This window comes from Streptomyces sp. NPDC001750 (genome assembly GCF_042892615.1).
In the GTDB taxonomy this organism is placed as follows: domain Bacteria; phylum Actinomycetota; class Actinomycetes; order Streptomycetales; family Streptomycetaceae; genus Streptomyces.
On sequence record NZ_JBIAUE010000040.1, the window covers coordinates 33951 to 51638 of the forward strand.

Below are 17688 nucleotides of genomic sequence, written 5' to 3' on the forward strand. Positions count from 1 at the left end.
GTCTTCGGATGGGGTCTCCCCTGCTCCTTGAGAGCTTGGGGAAGGAGCTACCAGGGCATTCCGGCAACGCCGGAAGCGTGCGTGCCAGGGCGTGGCCGCCCGGTCGGAGGTCACCCGACAGGCTCTCAGGCTCCGCCGAGCGGGCGGATGGAGTGGGTGGTCTCCTCCCACGGGTAGAGCGGCAGCGAGCGCACGGTGCGCGGCGCCGGGCCGGCCGGGACGGTCTCCGTCCCGTGCAGCGTCCGCAGCCGCGGGTCGTCGGCGCCGCGGCCCAGCGCGGTCAGCGCCTCGCGGGCTTCGGCGGCGCTGTCCGCCGTGATCCAGGCGGCGCACCGCAGCCGGGTGCGGCCGTGGGTCGCGGTGTACGCGAAGGCGGCGTAGTCGGCCTCGGCGGTGGGCCCGGACAGTGCCGTGGCGTAGCGCAGGGCGAGGGCGCGCAGTGCCGTCGCGGTGTGCGCGGAGACGAGGAGTCCGCCGGGGGCGGAGGCGGGCGTGACGGGCCGTGTCTCCGGATCCGACGGATTCTCCCGGGCCGGGCCCGACGGGTGCTCCGGGGTCGGGGCGGGCGCGAGGGCGGTGGCCGCCGGGGAGAGCACGGCGTGGGCGTTGGTGCCGCTCATGCCGAAGGAACTGACCGCGGCGCACCGCCCCGAGGCCGTCGGGTCCCAGGGGACCGTCTCGGTCGGTACCGTCATGCCGCTGCCGTCGAGCACGATCCGCGGGTTGAGCCGCTCGAAGCGTGCCTGCCGGGGGATGTGCCGTCTCTCCAGGCAGAGCAGGGCCTTGATGAGTCCGAGTACGCCGGCGGCGGCCTCGGTGTGCCCGATGTTCGCCTTCACCGATCCGACGTACCAGGTGCGGCCGGTGCCGCCCAGCGCGGTGCGGGCGGCCTCCAGTTCGATGGGATCGCCCAGCGGGGTTCCGGTGCCGTGCGCCTCCAGGTAGCCGATGTCGTCGGCGGTGAGTCCGGTGGCGTCGAGCACGGACGTGATGAGCAGGGTCTGGGCCGTGACGTCCGGGGCGGTGAAGCCCGCGGAACGGCCGTCCTGGTTGACGCCGATGCCCTCGATCACGGCGAGGACGCGGTCCCCGTCGCGTTCGGCGTCGGTGAGCCGTTTGAGCACCACGGCACCGCAGCCCTCGCCCCGGACGAAGCCGTTGGCCCGTGCGTCGAAGGGGCGGCAGCGGCCGTCCGGCGACAGGGCCTCGGTGCGCTGGATCTCCGCCGTGGAGCGCGGCGCGAGGACGAGGCTCACGCCGGCGGCCACGGCCACATCGCAGTCCCCCGCCGTCAGGGCGCGGCACGCCGTGTGCACCGCGACCAGGGAGGACGAGCAGGCGGTGTCGATGGCCATCGCCGGTCCCCGCAGGCCGAGGGTGTAGGCGATCCGGCCCGCGGCGAAGCAGTGCCCGTTGCCGATCAGCCATGAGGCGCTCGGTTCGGGTTCGGCCCAGTGCCGGTGGTCCTGTCCGGTGATGCCGACGTAGACCCCGGTGGACTCCGCGACGGTCGCGGGCGGCATGGCCGCGTCCTCGAACGCCTCCCAGACCACCTGGAGCAGCAGGCGGTGCTGCGGGTCGAGGTTCCTCGCCTCGCGGGGTGAGATGCCGAAGAACTTCGCGTCGAAGCCGAACACGTCCTCCAGGTATCCGCCGCGGGACAGCAGCCCGTCCCAGGCGGTGCCGAACACGCCGCGTCGCTGCCCGGGGAGTTCGCCGGTGAGGTCGCGCCCCTCGGCCAGGGCCCGCCAGTACGTCTCACGGTCGCCGATGCCGCCGGGCGCGCGCAGTCCGGTGCCCACGACGGCGATGCGCCGCGTGCCGCGGGCGGCGTCCAGCTCCGCGCGCAGCGACCTGATCGTCTCCATGGCCCGGCGCAGCGGACCGGCGGCGGTGGCGGTGTCCGAAGTCGATGACATCGCCGGTGAGGTTAACAGTTCGATCGCGTGATCACCCCTCACCGCAAAGGAATTTGAGATTCTTTGGTCATCAACTACCTGAATTGCAAAGGGCGTGTCGATACACATTCCATCCGATCGACTTCCCGCGCATACGGATGGATCACTCAACTCCCTTGCAATGGACATCTGTTGGCGAAGAACAACGGGTGGGCGGCGAAGCCTGGTGCTGCCCGTCCTCGGTGTGACAAGGTGTCGCTCCGCGGGTACGGGGGTCCGGGCCGCACGTCGGGGGCGGGACCGGTCCCCGGCGCGTGCGCCGCGCTCCCTCCGCTTCTCGTCCTGCTCTGTTCGTCCGTGAGAAGGTGAGGTCGCCGATGACGTTCGCGGTACTGGACGACGAAGAAGTCGTGGTGCGCACGCCGGAGGAGTTCCACCGGATGCCCCGCGACTACCAGAAGATGCTGATCAGCCAGATCACCATCAACACCGAGGGCGAACTGTCCGGCGGCGACGACTACGCGCTGATGTTCCTGCCGCTCGCGCCGTCCTCGGAGGAGCGCCAGGTGTGCGCGGAACGGGCCGCCGAGGAGTACGACCACTACAAGATCGGCAAACGCGTTCTCGCGGACATCGGCGTCGACACCACGTACATGGAGACGCAGCCGCTGTCCGAGCGCATGCTGTTCGCGGACGAGCGCATGCACACCTGCACCACCTGGGCCGAGCGCGGGATCTACTCGTACATCGGCGAGGAGACCGCGATGGTGATGCTCCGCGAGTTCGCCGAGAGCAGCTACCGGCCGTGGGCCGAGGCGGTGCGCACGATCGTCCTCGACGAGAAGATCCACATCGCCCACGGCGCCCGGGTCTGCCGCAACCTCGCGGCCACGGACGAGGGCCGCGAACAGCTCCAGGCCGCGCTCGACCGGCTGTGGCCGATGTTCGTCGGGATCTTCGGCAGCGCCAACACCAAGCGCTCCCGGCAGGCCGTGCGCTACGGCCTGCGCAGGACCACCAACGGCGAGGCCGTCGCACTGTGGCGCGAGAAGGTCGCTCCGCGCGTCACCAACCTGGGCCTGCGCGTCCCCGAATAAGCCGCGGAGGCAGTCATGGCCATACCCGTGCTCATCACCCCACGTCCGCCCTCCCGGGCCGAGGCCAAGGCCCGGCTGCGCGGACTGCTGGCCGACCGTCCCGACCTGGCCGCCCGGCTGAAGACCCTGCGCGGCATGGGCGTCCGGGTGCGCGGCTGCGAGGTCCACCTCACCACGGCCTGCAACATCCGCTGCAAGGGCTGCTGGTACTTCGAGGGCGGTTTCGACACCGCGGTGAAGGAGGTCTCGGATCCCGGCCGGATCCGGGCGTTCGCCGAGAAACTGGCGGCGGACGGCGTCACCCAGGCCACCCTCATCGGCGGCGAGCCGACCATCGTCCTCGACCGGGTCCGCCCGTTCGTGGAGACGCTGCCCTACATCACCCTCTCCACCAACGGCCTGCGCCCGCTGCCGCGCGACGGGTTCGAGAACGTCGCCGTCGGCATCAGCCTGTTCGGCGGCGGGCCGCTCGACGACGCGCTGCGCGCGCACCGCCCGAACGGCTCCTCGTTCACGGGGCTGTTCGAGAAGGCGCTCGGGCACTACCGCGAGGACCCGCGCGTCACCTTCGTCTTCGCCCTGTCGGAGGAGGGGCTCCCGTACGTCGAGCCGACGGTGCGGGCGATCCGCGACAACGGCAACCAGGTGACGTTCAACTTCTACAGCGAGCACGGCTCCGACCATCCGCTGCGGATCGAGAACGAGAAGCGCACCCTCGCCGAGGCGCTGCGGGTCAAGGAGCTGTACCCGGACACCGTGGTCAGCCACCCGTACTTCATCGAGGCCCTGATCACCGGGCGCGGACACTGGGGCGGACGGTTCGGCTACGACGTCTGCCCCAGCATCAGCGTCGAGATGCCCGAGCACGAGCAGCGGGTGAACAACGGCAACCCGGTGCTGGACGGTTTCGCCGTCTACGGCGCCGACTACGAGACGCTGCAGTTCTGCTGCACCTCCGGCGACTGCGGCGGCTGCCGCGACAGCCAGGCCGTCTACAGCTGGCTGATGGTCGGTCTGAACTGGTTCCTCGACAGCGAGCGGCGCCTGGAGACCTGGATGGACCTGGCCGAGAGCTACTGGCGCCAGTGGTACTGGGCGCAGCACCAGTCACCGAACTTCAGCCGCTGAACCCGAGCCCTTTGAACACACAAGGAGCGATCATGCCCGCGACCGTCACCGCCGAGGCCGTCCTGGACCTCATCCGCGCCGAACTCGTCGACTCCGGTGTCGAGGAGGACACCATCGAGCCCGACGCCAAGTTCGACGACCTGGACATCGACTCGCTCGACGCGGCCGAGCTGATGGCCACCATCAAGCGCACCTACGGGGTCACCATTCCGCGCGCCGAGCTCGCCGACGTCACGGTCGGTCGGCTCGCCTCCGACGTCGCGGAGAAGGCCGGCCTTTGACGGTTCCGGTCGCGGTCACCGGCGTCGGCGCGGTCACCCCGCTCGGCGTCGGCGCGGACGTCCTGGTCTCCCGCCTCGTCGCGGGCGGGCCGGGGCTGGTGGACGGGGACGGGCGCTGCGCGGACTTCGACGCGGGGGACTTCCTCACCCGCCGGGAGAGCAGGCGCAACGCCCGGTTCGCCCGGCTGGCGCTCGTCGCGGCCGCGGAGGCGCTCGGTCGGGCGGGATGGTCCGAGGGGCTGCCCTACCCGGCCGACGGGATCATGTGCGTTGTGGGCACCGGCCTGGGCGGCGTCCCGGAGAGCCCGCGGGCGGCGGACGCGACACCGCTGACGGTGCCGCTGATGATGGCCAACGCCGCCGCGGCGAGCCTGAGCAGGCGTTACGGGCTGCGCGGCGAGTCGTACGCGACGGCGGGCGCCTGCGCCGCCGGGGCGCAGGCCATCGGCGCGGCCCTGGGGGCCATCCGGCGCGGCGAGGCGGCGGCCGCGGTCGTGGGCGGGGCCGAGGCCGCGTCGGTGCCGCTCGTCCGCGAGTCCTTCGCGCAGGCCGGTGCCCTCTCCCCCACGGGCCGGTGCGCGCCGTTCGACGCGGACCGCGACGGCTTCGTGATGGGCGAGGGCGCGGGCATCCTGGTCCTGGAGAGCCTGGACGGTGCCCGCGCGCGGGGCGCCGGGATCCTCGGGCTGGTACGGGGCTACGGCGCGAGCTCCGACGCCCATCACCTCACCGCACCGTCCCCGGACGGGATCCCGGCGGCACGGGCCGTCCGGCGCGCGCTGGCCGACGCGGGCGTCGCGGCCGAGGACCTGAGCTACATCAACGCGCACGGGACCGGGACGCCGCTGAACGACGAGGCGGAGATCCGTGCGCTGCGGCTCGCCCTGGGCGACGCCCTGGGGTCGGTGCCGCTGTCGTCCACCAAGGCGGCGACCGGGCATCTCTTCGGCGCGGGCGGCGCGGTGGAGGCCATCGTCACGCTCGCCGCGCTGCGCGACGGCCTCGCCCCGCCGACGCACGGCCTGGCCCGTCCGGACGAACGTCTCGGCGCGCTCGACCACGTGCGCACCGCCCGTCGGCTCGCCCCGGGCCCCGGCGGGGCGCTCGGGCTGTCGGACTCGCTCGGCTTCGGCGGGCACAACGCCGTTCTCGTGCTGGGGGCACCATGAGCGGGCCTGCGGCACCGCGACCGGAGCGGGGATCACGACCGGACCGGAGCACCGGGAACGAACGGGGGACGCCATGACCGGATTCGACTTCCAGGGCCGCCGCTACCTCGTCACGGGGGTGATGAACCAGGAGTCGATCGCCTGGCACGTCGCCGCCGCGCTCCAGGAGGCGGGCGCCGAGGTCGTCCTCAGCTCGTACGGACGGGCGGCGCGGATCACCCGCAAGGCGGCGGCGCTGCTGCCGTCCCCGCCGGACGTGCTGGAACTCGACGTGACGGACGAGACGGGTTTCACCGGGGTCGCCGAGGAGCTGGGGCGGCGATGGGGCACGCTCGACGGCGTGCTGCACGGCATCGCCCACGCACCCCCCGACGCGGTGGGCGGCAGGTTCCTCGACACGCCCGCCCCCAGCGCCCTGCGCGGGTTCGAGATCTCGGCGTACTCGCTCCAGCGGCTGGCTGCGTCGCTCGCTTTGCTGCTGACCGCGGGCGAACACGGCGGCAGCGTCGTGGGCGTCACCGTCGACAGCGCCCGCAGCCTTCCCGGTTACGACTGGATGGGTGTCTTCAAGGCGTCGCTGGAGGCGGTCGCCCGCTACCTGGCACTGCATCTGGGGCCCCTGGGCGTACGGGTCAACCTGGTCGCGGCCGGGCCGCTGGAGACGCTGTCGGCGCGCGGGATCAGCACCTTCGACGCGTTGGCCGAGCACTACGAGCGCTGGGCCCCGTTGGGCTGGGACCGCGCCGATCCCCGGCAGGTGGTGGGCGCGGTGCTGTTCCTGCTGTCCGACCTGGCACGGTGCACCACCGGTCAAGTGGTCCACGCCGACGGCGGATTGCACGCCGTCGTGGGCGGAATCGGCGAGCCCCCACGCCGGTCCTCCCGGGGGTGACGGCCATTACCATGGGGGCCCGATCCGGCGGGCGGCATCCGCACCCGCCGAAGGACCGCTCCGGCGTAAGGAATTGGCTATGAGTACTGGCTTCCCCCTGTCCCGGACCACGCGTGCCACGCCGGCGGCCGAGCGCGAGAGGATTCTCGCCGCCCCGGGCTTCGGCCGTCACTTCACCGACCACATGGCCTCGGCCGTGTGGACGCGGGAAGCCGGCTGGCACGATCACAAGGTGGGGCCGCTGGAGCCGTTCTCGCTGCACCCCAGCGCCGCCGTCCTGCACTACGCGCAGGAGATCTTCGAGGGGCTGAAGGCGTACCGCCACGCGGACGGCAGCGTCTGGCTGTTCCGTCCCGAGGCCAACGCCCGGCGCTTCGTCCGCTCGGCCGAGCGTCTGGTGCTGCCGGCGCTCCCGGAGGAGGACTTCCTCACGAGCGTGGAGGAACTGGTCCGCGCGGACGAGGCGTGGGTCCCGGCGTCGTCCGGTGAGGAGAGCCTGTACCTGCGGCCGTTCATGTTCGCCTCGGAGGCGTTCCTCGGGGTGCGGCCCGCCGCCCGCGTGGTCTACTCGGTGATCGCGAGCCCGGCGGGTCCCTACTTCGCGTCCGGTGTCACGGGGGTCACCCTGTGGGTGAGCGAACGGTTCACCCGGGCGGCGGACGGCGGCACCGGCGCCGCCAAGTGCGGCGGCAACTACGCCGCGAGCCTGGCCGCGCAGATCGAGGCCGAGGAGCACGGCTGCGACCAGGTCATGTACCTGGACAGCGCGGGCGACGGCAAGCTGGAGGAGTCCGGGACGATGAACCTGTGCCTGGTCACCTCGGACGGGCACCTCGTGACCCCGGAGCTCGGCACGATCCTGGAGGGCGTCACCCGCGACACCGTCCTGGCCCTGGCCCCCGAGTTCGGCCTGACCCCGCAGGAACGGTCGGTCACGCTGGACGAACTGCGCGCGGGCGCCGCCGACGGCTCCATCACCGAGGTGTTCGCCGCGGGCACGGCCGCGGTCATCACCCCGATCACCGGCTTCAAGGGCACCGGCTACCAGTTCACCGTCGGGGACGGCACCCCGGGCAAGCAGACCGTGGCCCTGCGCAAGCACGTGCTGGACATCCAGTACGGGCGCGCCGAGGACAAGCACGGCTGGCTGCGCAGGGTGCTCTGAGCCGGCACGCGCGCGGCGGCCGGGGACCGCGCCCCGGCCGCGTTCAGCCGGTGGTGGCCGCCGGGACGGCCGCGCGGTCGGTGATCAGCCGGACGATCTCCTGCTGATGCTCCGTCAGGTAGAAGTGTCCGCCCTCGAAGACGCGGAACTCGAAGGCGCCCTCGGTGTGCCGGGACCAGGCCCGCGCCTCGTCGAGGGCGACCTTGGGGTCGTTGTCGCCGACCAGGCTCCACACGGGGCAGCGCAGCTCCGGTCCGGGCCGGTGGACGTAGGTCTCGGCGGCCCGGTAGTCGGCGCGGATCGCGGGCAGGGCCATGCGGATCAGCTCCGTGTCGTCGAGGATCGCCGACTCGGTCCCGCTCAGCAGCCGCATCTCCTCGACGAGTGCGTCGTCGTCGCGCAGGTGGACGGTCTCCGTGCGGGACACGGAGGGGGCGCGGCGCGCGGAGGCGAACAGGGCGTGCGGGACGATGCCGTGTTCGTGCTCCAGACGGCGCGCAATCTCGTAGCCGAGGGTGGCACCCATGCTGTGGCCGAACAGGACCAGCGGGCGGTCCGTCCAGGCCAGGAGTACGGGGGTGACCCGGTCGGCGAGTTCCTCGATGGTGGCGACGCAGGGTTCGGCGCGCCGGTCCTGGCGCCCCGGGTACTGCACGGCGAGTACGTCGGTGGAGGCGGGCAGGGCCGCCGACACCGGCCGGTAGAAGGTCGCCGAACCGCCCGCGTGCGGCAGGCACACCACCCTGACCGCCGCGTCGGGGCGGGGGTGGTAGCGGCGAATCCACAGGCGGTCCTGCTCGGCGGGCGTGGTCATGGGGCGCGGTTTCCCTTCGTGGCGGCGCGGTACCGGGAGGTACGGGGTGTGCGGTGTGGTGCCGGGGGCACGGGAGGTGCGGTGTGGTGCCGGGGGCACGGGAGGTGCGGGGGCACGGGAGATGGGCTGCGGGGCCGGTGGATACGGGGTGGGCCCCGGCAGTCTCGTCGGGGCGGGGGCGGATCTCCACCCCTACCGTCCCCAGCCCGTGGCGGCGCGACCGGGAACGGGTCCGGCGGGGTGCGGCGTTCACGCGTTGAGGTAGGCCAGGACCGCCAGGACGCGGCGGTTGCTGTCGCTCGACGGCGGGAGCATCAGTTTGGAGAAGATGCTGGAGATGTGTTTCGCCGCGGCGCCCTCGGTGACGGTGAGCCGTTGCGCGATGGCGGTGTTGGAGCATCCCTCCGCCATGAGTTCCAGTACCTGGCGTTCCCGCGCGGTGAGCGCGGACAGGGGCTCGTCGCGGGAGTGGGAGACCATCAGCTGGGCCACGACGGCGGGGTCCATGGCCGTGCCGCCCGCGGCGACCCGGCGCACCGCGTCGATGAACTGCTCGTCGTCGAGGACGCTGTCCTTGAGCAGGTAGCCGATGCCGCCGGTGCCGTCGGCCAGGAGTTCGCGGGCGTACATCTGCTCGACGTGCTGGGAGAGCACGAGGATGGGAAGGCCGGGCTGTTCGCGGCGGGCGCGGAGGGCCGCCTGGAGCCCTTCGGTGGTGAAGGTGGGAGGTAATCGGACGTCCACCACGGCCACGTCGGGCCGGTGCTCGGCGAGGGCGGCTCTCAGATCCTCCCCGTTGTCGACCGCGGCGACCACCTCGCAGTCGTACGCCTCCAGCAGTTGGATGATCCCCTGCCTCAGCAGGAAGAGGTCCTCGGCGAGGACAACGCGCACGGTAACTCCATCCTCATCACGGTCGGGCCGCCCGGGGGGCTGTCGATCTCCAGCGCCCCGTCAAAGGATGCCAGCCGTCGCCGGATGCCTTCCAGACCGCTCCCGGCCGAGATCGCGGCGCCGCCGCGGCCGTCGTCGGTGACGCGTCCGTGGAGGACGCCGTCGGCGTATCCGAGGACCACGTCCACGTGCCGGGCCTCGGCGTGCTTGAGCGCGTTGGTGAGCAGTTCCGACACGGAGAAGTAGACGGCCGACGCCACGGGGTCGGGCGGGTCCCCGGGCAGGTCCGCCACGACCGTGACGGGCAGCGGGCTGGCCAGGCCCAGGGCGCGCACGGCGTCGGCGAGGCCCCGCTCGGCCAGGACCGGGGGGTGGATGCCGCGGACCAGGTCGCGCAGTTCGCGCAGGGCCTGGACCGAGGAGGCGCGTGCCTGGCGCAGCAGCCGCCGGGCCTCCTCGGTGTCCTGGTCCAGCTTCCGGTCCACGGCGCCGAGTTCGAGACCGAGGCTGACCAGCCGGGCCTGGGCGCCGTCGTGCAGATCGCGTTCGATGCGGCGCAGTTCGGCCGCCTGGATGTCGAGCGCCCCGGAGCGGGTCTCGGACAGGTGCCGCACCCGGGAGGCCAGGCGGGCCCGCTCGGTCGGGCCCAGCAGGAAGCGGACGAAGTAGGCGTGGCCCTTGAGCAGCCAGGGGCTGAGGAGGAGCCAGCCGGCGAGCACGAGGAGCGCCGCCAGAGCCGCGGCGAGGGCGTCGGACCCGCTGTCGACGGTGATGAACGCGTACCACCGGCCCACGCCGTCGGCGGCGAGCGGCTGCCACAGCCCGCAGGCCAGCACCAGTCCTTCGCCCGCGTAGTAGAGCAGTGCGGCCGGGGCGAAGCCGAGGAGCAGCCCGACGGCGGAATTGAGGAGGAGCCAGAGCAGGTCCCGCCAGGTCGCGGGGTCGGCGAGGATCCACTTGCAGCGGCGCGACCAGCCGACGATGTCCCGTTCGACCTCCTCCGGTTCGGGCCGGTACGGCCGTTCCACGGGGACGCCGCAGCGTGCGGCGGCCCGGCGGTTCAGGTCGCAGACCCGGCGGACCGCCGTGGTCAGGTAGGGCAGGGCGAGGAAGCCGATCCCTATGAGGCACAGGATGATGAAGTAACTGGTGGTGAGGAACAGGACCAGCGAGATCAGGGATCCGGCGGCGATCAGCACGCCGATCAATGTGTCGAGGGCGGCGCGGCGCAGTCGCATGCGTCCATGATTCCATCCCCGGGCCGCGGTGGACCGGGGGGCGGAAGACCGGGCCACGGGGGACGGGGCGACGGGAGACGGGGCCACGGGGGACGGGGCCACGGGGGACGGGGCGACGGCGGAAGGGCCGTCCCCGCACGGGGGCGACGGGGACGGCCCGGCTCCGGTTCGGCTCACGCTGCCTTCACCGTCTCGACGGCGGGCGTGCGCATGCCGCGCCACGAGGGCAGCAGGGTGGCGCCGAAGACCAGCAGCAGCGATCCGCCGACGACGGCGAGGTAGATGCCGATGGATCCGGAGGGCAGGTAGGAGTCGGCCTTGACCATGCTGTACGGGACGATGGTGGTCGCGGAGGCGATCGTGCCGAGGACGGTCGCGATGACTCCGACGAGCACGCCCTCGACGGTCAGCATGCCGAGCACCTGACGACGTGTCGCTCCGGTGAGCTGCTGGAGGCCGAACTCGGCACGGCGTTTGCGGGTGACGGCCACCAGTGTGTTGACGACGGTGATGGCGGCGTATCCGACGATCATGGCGACGATGGTGTAGTTGGCGGCGACCAGGATCTGCTGGATCTGGTCGTTGCGGCCGGCCAGTGAGGAGCCGTCGTCGAGTTCGGTGCCCGGCACCGCGGCCGCGAGCCGGGCCAGGTGGTCGTGGACCTCGGCAAGGGCACCGGGCGCGGACCGGACGAGGATCTGGTGCGGGAGCCCGTCGCCGGTGTGCGGGGCGAGTGCCGACGCGGGCAGGGTGAGGTACTGCTGTTTGGGGTTGTCGGTGTAGAGCGCGACGACGGTGGGGCGTACGGCGGTGCCGTCGCCGAGGTGCATGGGCAGCCGGTCACCGACCCGTACACCGTATTCGTCGGCCTTCTTGTCGGAGAGGGCGACGGTGTCGTCCCGCAGGTCGGTCAGCGAGCCGGCGACGGGACGCAGATCGAGACTGCGGGCCACACCGTCGGCGGACACGCCGCGCAGGTCGACGTCGGCCGGTCCGTCGGGGGCGTCGACGAAGCCGCGGCTGGTCACGAACTCGGAGGCGGCGGCCACGCCTGGGGTGGCGCGGACGCGGTCGAGGACGTCGGGGGCGAAGCCGCCGGTGGTGGAGTCGAGGACGTAGTCGGCGAGGATGTTGCGGTCGTAGGAGCGTTGCGACACGGCGTCCTCGGTGGCCTGCATGTAGAGGGTGCCGGTGGCGATGCCGATCAGCAGGACGATGGGGGCGACAGCCCCCGCCATGCGGACGTTGGCGGTGGTGGCGTTGCGCAGGGCGAGTTGGCCACAGACCCCGGTCAGGGCGCGCACCGGCAGCCACAGCAGGGCGGTCATCGCCTTGACGATACCCGGGGCGAGCAGGGCCAGGCCGATGCAGAAGAGCACGGAGGCGGGCCCGGCGGTACTCGCGAGGGAGGGGCCGTCCTCCATCACGGTGGCGGTGGCGACCGCGAGGCCGATGCCGTTGACGAGGAAGAACACCGCGAGCAGCAGACGGGGCACGCTGAACCAGCGGGTGGCGGCGTCGTTCTCGGCCAGGGCGGCGACGGGTTCGGTGCGGGCGGCCCTGCGGCCGGCGAAGCGGGTGGCCCCGGCCGCGGCGAGCACGGTGACGACGACGCCGACGGCCATCGGCACCCAGCCTGCGTGGTAGACGATCGAGGAGGACACGACGCCGCTGGAGGTGAGCACGCCGAACAGCAGCCGGCCGAGCAACTGGCCCGGGTACAGGGCGAGCAGCACCGAGCCCGCGGACAGCACGGCCGTCTCGCACAGGATCATGCGGCGCAGCTGGCGCGGGGTGGAGCCGACGGCACGCAGCAGGGCCATCTCGCGGGAGCGCTGCTGGAGCGAGAGCCCGAGGGTGGAGGCGACTCCGAACATCACGATCAGCACGACGGAGGAGCCGAAGATGGCCGCGAGGATCACGACGGTGCGCCGGCTGGAGAGAGTGCCGGGCAGTTCGGCCAGGCCGCGCCGCTCGCCGGTGAGGACCTCGGCCCGGTCGCCCACGGCCGACCGTACGGCGGCGGCGACGGCGGACGTGGGGGCGCCGGTCTCGGGCAGCACGCCGATGGAGTCGATGCGTCCGCCTGCCAGGGCGCGGGCCTCGTCGTCGCTGAAGAACACGGCGGCGTCGGGGTTGTGGCCGCCGCGCTGCGCCGCGGTGCCGCTGACCCGGTAGCGCCGGGTCTCGCCGCGGACGACGACGTCGACGAAGGAGCCGGGGCGGGCGCCGGCGCGTTCGGCGAGCCGGGTGTCGAGGGCGATCTCGCCGCCGGTGACGGGGGAGGCACCGGCGGCGAGGGCATAGGGGGTGAGGCGGGCGCCGGCCCAGCCGTGGCCGTAGGAGGCGTCCTCACCGGTCAGGGGTTTGCCGTCCTTGAGGACGGTGGCGGGGAACGACACGTCGGCGACGGCCTCGCGGACGCCCTCGGCGCGGGCGACCTCGTCGACCAGGCGCGGATCGATGCGGTGACGTTCCGTCAGAGCATGGGAATCGTAGGTCTGTTCACCGGTGACCACGACCGGGGCGCCGGTGAGGCGCTGCGGGTCGGCGGCCATCCGCATGCCGGTCTCCATCAGGCCGCCGCAGCCGATGACGATCGCGGCGCCGAGGAACATGGCGAGGAAGGTGGCGACGAAGCTCGTGCGCCGGAACTTCAGGGTGCGCAGGGCGAGCCGCCACATCAGTACAGTCCTCCGGTGGTGAGCGGCGTGGGCTGCTCGCGGGTCTCGTCCTCCCAGGCGCCGAGCCGGGTCATCCGGGCCGCGACCGCGTCGGCCGTGGGCCGGTGCAGTTCGCCCGCGAGGCTGCCGTCCGCGAGGAAGACGACGCGGTCGGCGTACGAGGCGGCCACCGGGTCGTGGGTGACCATGACCAGGGTCTGGCCCGCCGTGTCGACGGATTCGCGCAGCAGGGCGAGCACGGCGGCGGCGGTGCGGGTGTCGAGCGCCCCGGTGGGTTCGTCGGCGAAGACGACGGCGGGGCGGGTGACGAGGGCGCGGGCGATGGCGACGCGCTGCTGCTGGCCGCCGGACAACTGGGACGGCAGGTGGCCGAGGCGTTCGCCCAGGCCGACGCGCTGCACCACGGAACGGATGAGGGCCTTGTCGGGCCGCTGTCCGGCGAGTTGCAGCGGCAGCATGATGTTCTGCATCACGGTCAGGGCGGGCAGCAGGTTGAACGACTGGAAGATGAAGCCGATGCGGTCGCGGCGGAGTTCGGTCAGCCGGGTGTCGTCGAGGCCGTCGAGGTCGGCGCCGCCGACGGTGACGGTGCCGGACGTGGGCCGGACGAGCCCCGCGGCGCAGTGCAGGAAGGTGCTCTTGCCGGAACCGGAGGGTCCCATCACGGCGGTGAAGGTGGCGTCGGCGAAGCTCATGGAGAGTTCCCGGAGCGCCGTCACCCGGCTGTCGGCTCGGCCGTAGATCTTCGACACGGCGTCCAGCCGTACCGCCTCTGCCCGGCGGAGGTCGTGTGTTGTGTGCACTCGGGCTCCCCAATGAGATGACGCGCCTGCCACGCGGTTTCTGCGGATCAGATTAGGCGGGGGGAGGCCGCCGCACATTGGCCTTATCCCGCCGATTCGAGGTAGAGGTTTCTCTACCTCGATCCGGCACGTAAGCGGAGTCGTCCGACGATTTCCGACCCGCTACGGAAAGGTCTTCGAATGCCGTACGGGCGATCTGTCAAGCGGGTGGAAATGGCCGTCGGCCACGGCATGTTCCACCACCTTGTCCGGATCATTTCCCCCCTCGGAAAATGCAGGCACCGCCAGTGCCCGGGCGCATGGGAAACGGGTAACGTCGAGGCGTCCGACGAACCCTCTAGGGATGGGATTCTCTGTGTCCAGGACAGCCGGCCTCCTCACGGCCGAGAGGCAGCACCGCACGTCATGCACGGGGTCGGTGCGGTATGGGGAATGACCAGGGGCTGATCGCGAGCGTACGCCCCGACGGATACCTGGAACTGTTCTCACCGCGCACCGGAAAGCGTCACAGGTGCGGCCCGCGGGGCACGACGATGTGGTTGGCCCTGCAACGGAGCGATTGGCGGTCAGAATTAGCCGCGGAAGAAGTCGCTTTTCGATTGGGTGTGGATCCGGACAGTATTCGGTGCGATATAGATGCCTGGATGTCGCATTTTCGTGAGGCGGGTGAGTGAAGAAACCGCGGGCGCGCGGTGAAGAGGCCGCGAGCGGGCGGGCGGAGAAGCCACTGGCGGGCGGATGAGGAAGCCGCGGGGCGCCGCGGGTCGAAAGACCCGTGGCGCCCCGCGGCAGGTCCGGCGGCAGGGGCCTCCTTCGGTCCGCGGGCCTTCTCCCGTGCGCCGCCGCGTCAGGGCGCCGCGGTGCCGGTCAGCCAGTTCTCCACGGCCTCGGCGGTGGATCCGGCGCGGTCCTCCAGGATCGTGAAGTGGGTGCCGGGCACCTCGGCGAGTTCGTGTGCGCCGTTCCAGACGGCCCGCCAGTCGTCGAGGCCGGATGCGAAGGGGTCCCGGGGCCGTACGAACAGCACCGGTGCGGTGAGCGCGCCCGGCAGGCAGTACGGGATCAGGTCGCTGTAGCGGCTCATCGCGGCGAGGCGCGCGGTGCCGAAGCCCCCGACGGCCGATTCGCGGTCGAGCAGTCCGTTGAACATCTCGCGCCGGAGGTGTTCCGTGTCGCCGTCACCCAGCAGATAGGTGTCCAGCAGGACCACGCCGGAGGCCGGGCGTCCGGCCTTTTCCATAACCTCGGCCGCCGCGTGGGCGAGCTGTCCGCCGGAGGAGTAGCCGAGGAGCACGTAAGGCCGTTCGTCCCCGGCGACGGCCCTGTGGATGCCCTCGGTCACCACCTCCACGACCGCGTCCACGGACCGGGGCAGCGGCTCGCCGGGCACGAAGCCGGGCACGTCCGGCACCAGGACGTCGCGCCGTCCGTGGAAGTGCCGGGCGAACCGGGCGTACTGGTGGGCCCCGCCCAGCGCCATCGGCGAGGGCAGGCAGACGAGACGCGGCCCCGCGTCACCCGTGGCCAGGCGCACCGGTTCGGCCACGTCGCCGAACTCGGCCGCCGAGGAGAAGCCGGGCAGGATGTCGGCCACGGCGTGCAGCAGCGTCAGGGCGCGTTCCCACCGGCCGTCGGCCGCCGCGCGCCGCACCAGTCCGCCGACGGTCCGGAGGTCATCGGCGTCGGCCGGTTCCGTTCCGTCACCGCCGCCGAGGATGCGTTCGCGCAGATGCGCGGCGAGTGCGAGAGGGGTGCGGTGGTCGAACACCGCACCGGCCGGGACGTCGAGGCCGAGCGCGGTGCCGAGCGCGCCGCGCAGTTCGGCCGCCGAGACCGAATCCAGGCCGATCTCCAGGAAGACGGCGTCGGGTTCGACGTCCTCCGGTCCCCGGTGTCCCAGGACCACGGCGGCCCGGGAGCGCACGAGATCGGTCAGCAGGGCCTCCTGCTCGGCCGGCGGGGCCTGTGCCAGGCGCTGCCGAAGGGCTGGCGCGCCGGTGGGACCGACGGCGTCGGTGCGGTCGGCGACGTCCGCGGATCCGGTGGCGTCGGCGGACTCGATGGTGTCGGTGAGGTGGTCCGCGTCGACGGATCCGGTGGCCCGGGAGGCGCCGGCGGGGCCCTGCGGGGCCGGGCGGTCGGGAACGAGTGGAACGTCGGCGTTCAGCCAGTACCGTTCGTGCCGGAACGCGTACGTGGGCGGTTCGGCGCGGACCGTACCGGGGAAGAGCGCGGCCCAGTCCAGGGGCAGTCCGTCGGTGTGCAGGCGGGCGAGGCCGGACAGCAGGACCTCCGGTTCGCCGCCGCGGCGTCGGCCGAGGGCGACGAAGGCGCCGCCACTCTCCCCCGCGCCATCCCGGGCGAGGCCGGTCAGCACGGCGTCGGGGCCGAGCTCGACGTACCGGGTGACGCCGGAGGCGGCGAGGGCGGAGACGGCGTCGGCGAAACGCACGGTGCGGCGCACGTGTCGCACCCAGTGCTCCGGGTCGCGCAGCTGCTCCCCGGTGGCGGGGCGCCCGGTGAGGGCCGACACCACCTCGACGCGCGGCTCGCGGAAGGCCAGGCGTCCGGCGACCTCGCGGAAGTCGTCGAGCATGCCGTCCATCAGGGGCGAGTGGAAGGCGTGCGAGACACTGAGCCGCTTGGTCCTCGGGAACGTCGCGGCGGCGGCGAGCACCGCGTCGCGTTCCCCGGACAGCACCACCGAATCCGGTCCGTTGACCGCCGCGAGCCCCACCCGGTCGTCCAGCAGCGGGAGCACCTCGTCCTCGCCCGCCTGTACGGCGACCATCGCGCCGCCCTCGGGAAGCGCCTGCATGAGCCGGCCGCGGGCACCGACCAGGGCGCACGCGTCGGCCAGGTCCAGCACCCCGGCGACATGGGCGGCGGCGATCTCGCCGACGGAGTGCCCGGCCAGCGCGTCGGGCCGGACGCCGAACGACTCCAGCAACCGGAACAGGGCGACCTCGTAGGCGAACAGGGCGGTCTGCGCGTACTGGGTACGGTGCACCGCCTCCGGGTCGTCGCCACCCAGTACGCCCACCAGGTCCAGCCCGAGGAGGGCATCGATCTCGTCGAAGGCGGCGGCGAACACCGGGTAGTGGGCGCGCAGTTCGAGACCCATGCCGGGGCGCTGGGCACCCTGCCCGGTGAACAGGAAGGCGGTGCGTCCGCCGGTGCGGGCCCGTCCGGTGACGACGCCGGGCGAGGGGCGGCCGGTGGCGAGGTCCTGGAGGCCGGCCAGGAGCCGGTCCCGGTCGGTGCCGGTGACGGCGGCCCGGTGGCCGAGCGCGGCGCGGCGGGTGCCCAGGGCACGTGCGAGGGCGGACGGCGGCAGCCCGGGACGATCCTCCAGGAAGGCGTGCAGCCGTTCGGCCTGGGCGGGAAGGGCGCGCGCGGAGCGGGCGGACAGCGGCAACACCACGGCGGGGGCGTGGGGTTCGGTCCCGTCGTGCACGGGGGTGTCCTCGTCGGGGGCCTCCTCCAGGATCACATGCGCGTTCGTACCACTGATCCCGAACGACGACACACCCGCACGACGGGGACGATCCCCCCGCACCCACTCCCGCCCCTCCGTCAACAACCGCACCCGCCCCGAACCCCAGTCGACCTTCCGCGACGGCTC

At 72.8% G+C, this 17688-nt stretch carries 13 protein-coding genes; 6 read left to right on the forward strand and 7 right to left on the reverse strand.

Features of this window, described 5'->3' with window-relative positions; all coding sequences use genetic code 11:
- Positions 1-125: 125 nt before the first annotated feature.
- Positions 126-1919: a beta-ketoacyl synthase N-terminal-like domain-containing protein gene (locus ACFYY6_RS35000; RefSeq protein ID WP_351633619.1), complete on the reverse strand. Its 1794-nt coding sequence runs from the start codon at positions 1917-1919 to the stop codon at positions 126-128.
- A 356-nt stretch (positions 1920-2275) separates the two neighbouring features.
- On the opposite strand from ACFYY6_RS35000, the gene ACFYY6_RS35005 reads away from it, so the two are divergent.
- From ACFYY6_RS35005 to ACFYY6_RS35030, 6 genes are all read left to right on the forward strand, one after another.
- Positions 2276-2995 carry a Phenylacetic acid catabolic protein gene (locus ACFYY6_RS35005; RefSeq protein WP_199883302.1) on the forward strand — a complete coding sequence of 240 codons (720 nt, stop codon included), beginning with the start codon at positions 2276-2278 and terminating at the stop codon, positions 2993-2995.
- 15 nt (positions 2996-3010) lie between these two features.
- Complete coding sequence (locus ACFYY6_RS35010; RefSeq protein WP_351520380.1) at positions 3011-4123, forward strand: radical SAM protein; 1113 nt, start codon at positions 3011-3013, stop codon at positions 4121-4123.
- Positions 4124-4155: 32 nt separating this feature from the next.
- The gene (locus ACFYY6_RS35015; protein ID WP_351520381.1) at positions 4156-4404 is read left to right on the forward strand and encodes an acyl carrier protein; all 249 of its coding nucleotides are present in this window, start codon (positions 4156-4158) and stop codon (positions 4402-4404) included.
- The gene (locus ACFYY6_RS35020) at positions 4401-5573 is read left to right on the forward strand and encodes a beta-ketoacyl-[acyl-carrier-protein] synthase family protein (protein ID WP_351520383.1); all 1173 of its coding nucleotides are present in this window, start codon (positions 4401-4403) and stop codon (positions 5571-5573) included. Before ACFYY6_RS35015 ends, ACFYY6_RS35020 begins: the two co-directional genes overlap by 4 nt.
- A gap of 73 nt (positions 5574-5646) precedes the next feature.
- Entirely contained in the window at positions 5647-6465 is an 819-nt protein-coding gene (locus tag ACFYY6_RS35025; RefSeq protein WP_351520384.1) for an SDR family oxidoreductase, read from the forward strand.
- A 79-nt stretch (positions 6466-6544) separates the two neighbouring features.
- Positions 6545-7630: a branched-chain amino acid aminotransferase gene (locus ACFYY6_RS35030; RefSeq protein ID WP_351520386.1), complete on the forward strand. Its 1086-nt coding sequence runs from the start codon at positions 6545-6547 to the stop codon at positions 7628-7630.
- A 43-nt stretch (positions 7631-7673) separates the two neighbouring features.
- On the opposite strand, the gene ACFYY6_RS35035 is transcribed toward ACFYY6_RS35030, so the two are convergent.
- The 6 genes from ACFYY6_RS35035 to ACFYY6_RS35060 form a co-directional block, all read right to left on the reverse strand.
- Complete coding sequence (locus tag ACFYY6_RS35035; protein WP_389197300.1) at positions 7674-8444, reverse strand: thioesterase II family protein; 771 nt, start codon at positions 8442-8444, stop codon at positions 7674-7676.
- A 249-nt stretch (positions 8445-8693) separates the two neighbouring features.
- Positions 8694-9338 carry a response regulator transcription factor gene (locus ACFYY6_RS35040; protein WP_073788021.1) on the reverse strand — a complete coding sequence of 215 codons (645 nt, stop codon included), beginning with the start codon at positions 9336-9338 and terminating at the stop codon, positions 8694-8696.
- Complete coding sequence (locus ACFYY6_RS35045; RefSeq protein WP_351633631.1) at positions 9302-10576, reverse strand: sensor domain-containing protein; 1275 nt, start codon at positions 10574-10576, stop codon at positions 9302-9304. Before ACFYY6_RS35045 ends, ACFYY6_RS35040 begins: the two co-directional genes overlap by 37 nt.
- A 173-nt stretch (positions 10577-10749) precedes the next feature.
- Positions 10750-13260 carry an FtsX-like permease family protein gene (locus tag ACFYY6_RS35050; protein ID WP_389197302.1) on the reverse strand — a complete coding sequence of 837 codons (2511 nt, stop codon included), beginning with the start codon at positions 13258-13260 and terminating at the stop codon, positions 10750-10752.
- Complete coding sequence (locus ACFYY6_RS35055) at positions 13260-14063, reverse strand: ABC transporter ATP-binding protein (protein ID WP_351520392.1); 804 nt, start codon at positions 14061-14063, stop codon at positions 13260-13262. Before ACFYY6_RS35055 ends, ACFYY6_RS35050 begins: the two co-directional genes overlap by 1 nt.
- Positions 14064-14910: 847 nt before the next feature.
- The coding region (locus tag ACFYY6_RS35060; RefSeq protein WP_389197304.1) for an acyltransferase domain-containing protein at positions 14911-17688 on the reverse strand (2778 nt) is incomplete at its 5' end.

Bases quoted from the DNA above. Each gene is read 5' to 3' on its own strand.
- ACFYY6_RS35000 (WP_351633619.1), bottom strand. From the start codon at position 1,919: ATGTCATCGACTTCGGACACCGCCACCGCCGCCGGTCCGCTGCGCCGG.
- ACFYY6_RS35005 (WP_199883302.1), top strand. From the start codon at position 2,276: ATGACGTTCGCGGTACTGGACGACGAAGAAGTCGTGGTGCGCACGCCG.
- ACFYY6_RS35010 (WP_351520380.1), top strand. From the start codon at position 3,011: ATGGCCATACCCGTGCTCATCACCCCACGTCCGCCCTCCCGGGCCGAG.
- ACFYY6_RS35015 (WP_351520381.1), top strand. From the start codon at position 4,156: ATGCCCGCGACCGTCACCGCCGAGGCCGTCCTGGACCTCATCCGCGCC.
- ACFYY6_RS35025 (WP_351520384.1), top strand. From the start codon at position 5,647: ATGACCGGATTCGACTTCCAGGGCCGCCGCTACCTCGTCACGGGGGTG.
- ACFYY6_RS35030 (WP_351520386.1), top strand. From the start codon at position 6,545: ATGAGTACTGGCTTCCCCCTGTCCCGGACCACGCGTGCCACGCCGGCG.
- ACFYY6_RS35035 (WP_389197300.1), bottom strand. From the start codon at position 8,444: ATGACCACGCCCGCCGAGCAGGACCGCCTGTGGATTCGCCGCTACCAC.
- ACFYY6_RS35045 (WP_351633631.1), bottom strand. From the start codon at position 10,576: ATGCGACTGCGCCGCGCCGCCCTCGACACATTGATCGGCGTGCTGATC.
- ACFYY6_RS35050 (WP_389197302.1), bottom strand. From the start codon at position 13,260: ATGTGGCGGCTCGCCCTGCGCACCCTGAAGTTCCGGCGCACGAGCTTC.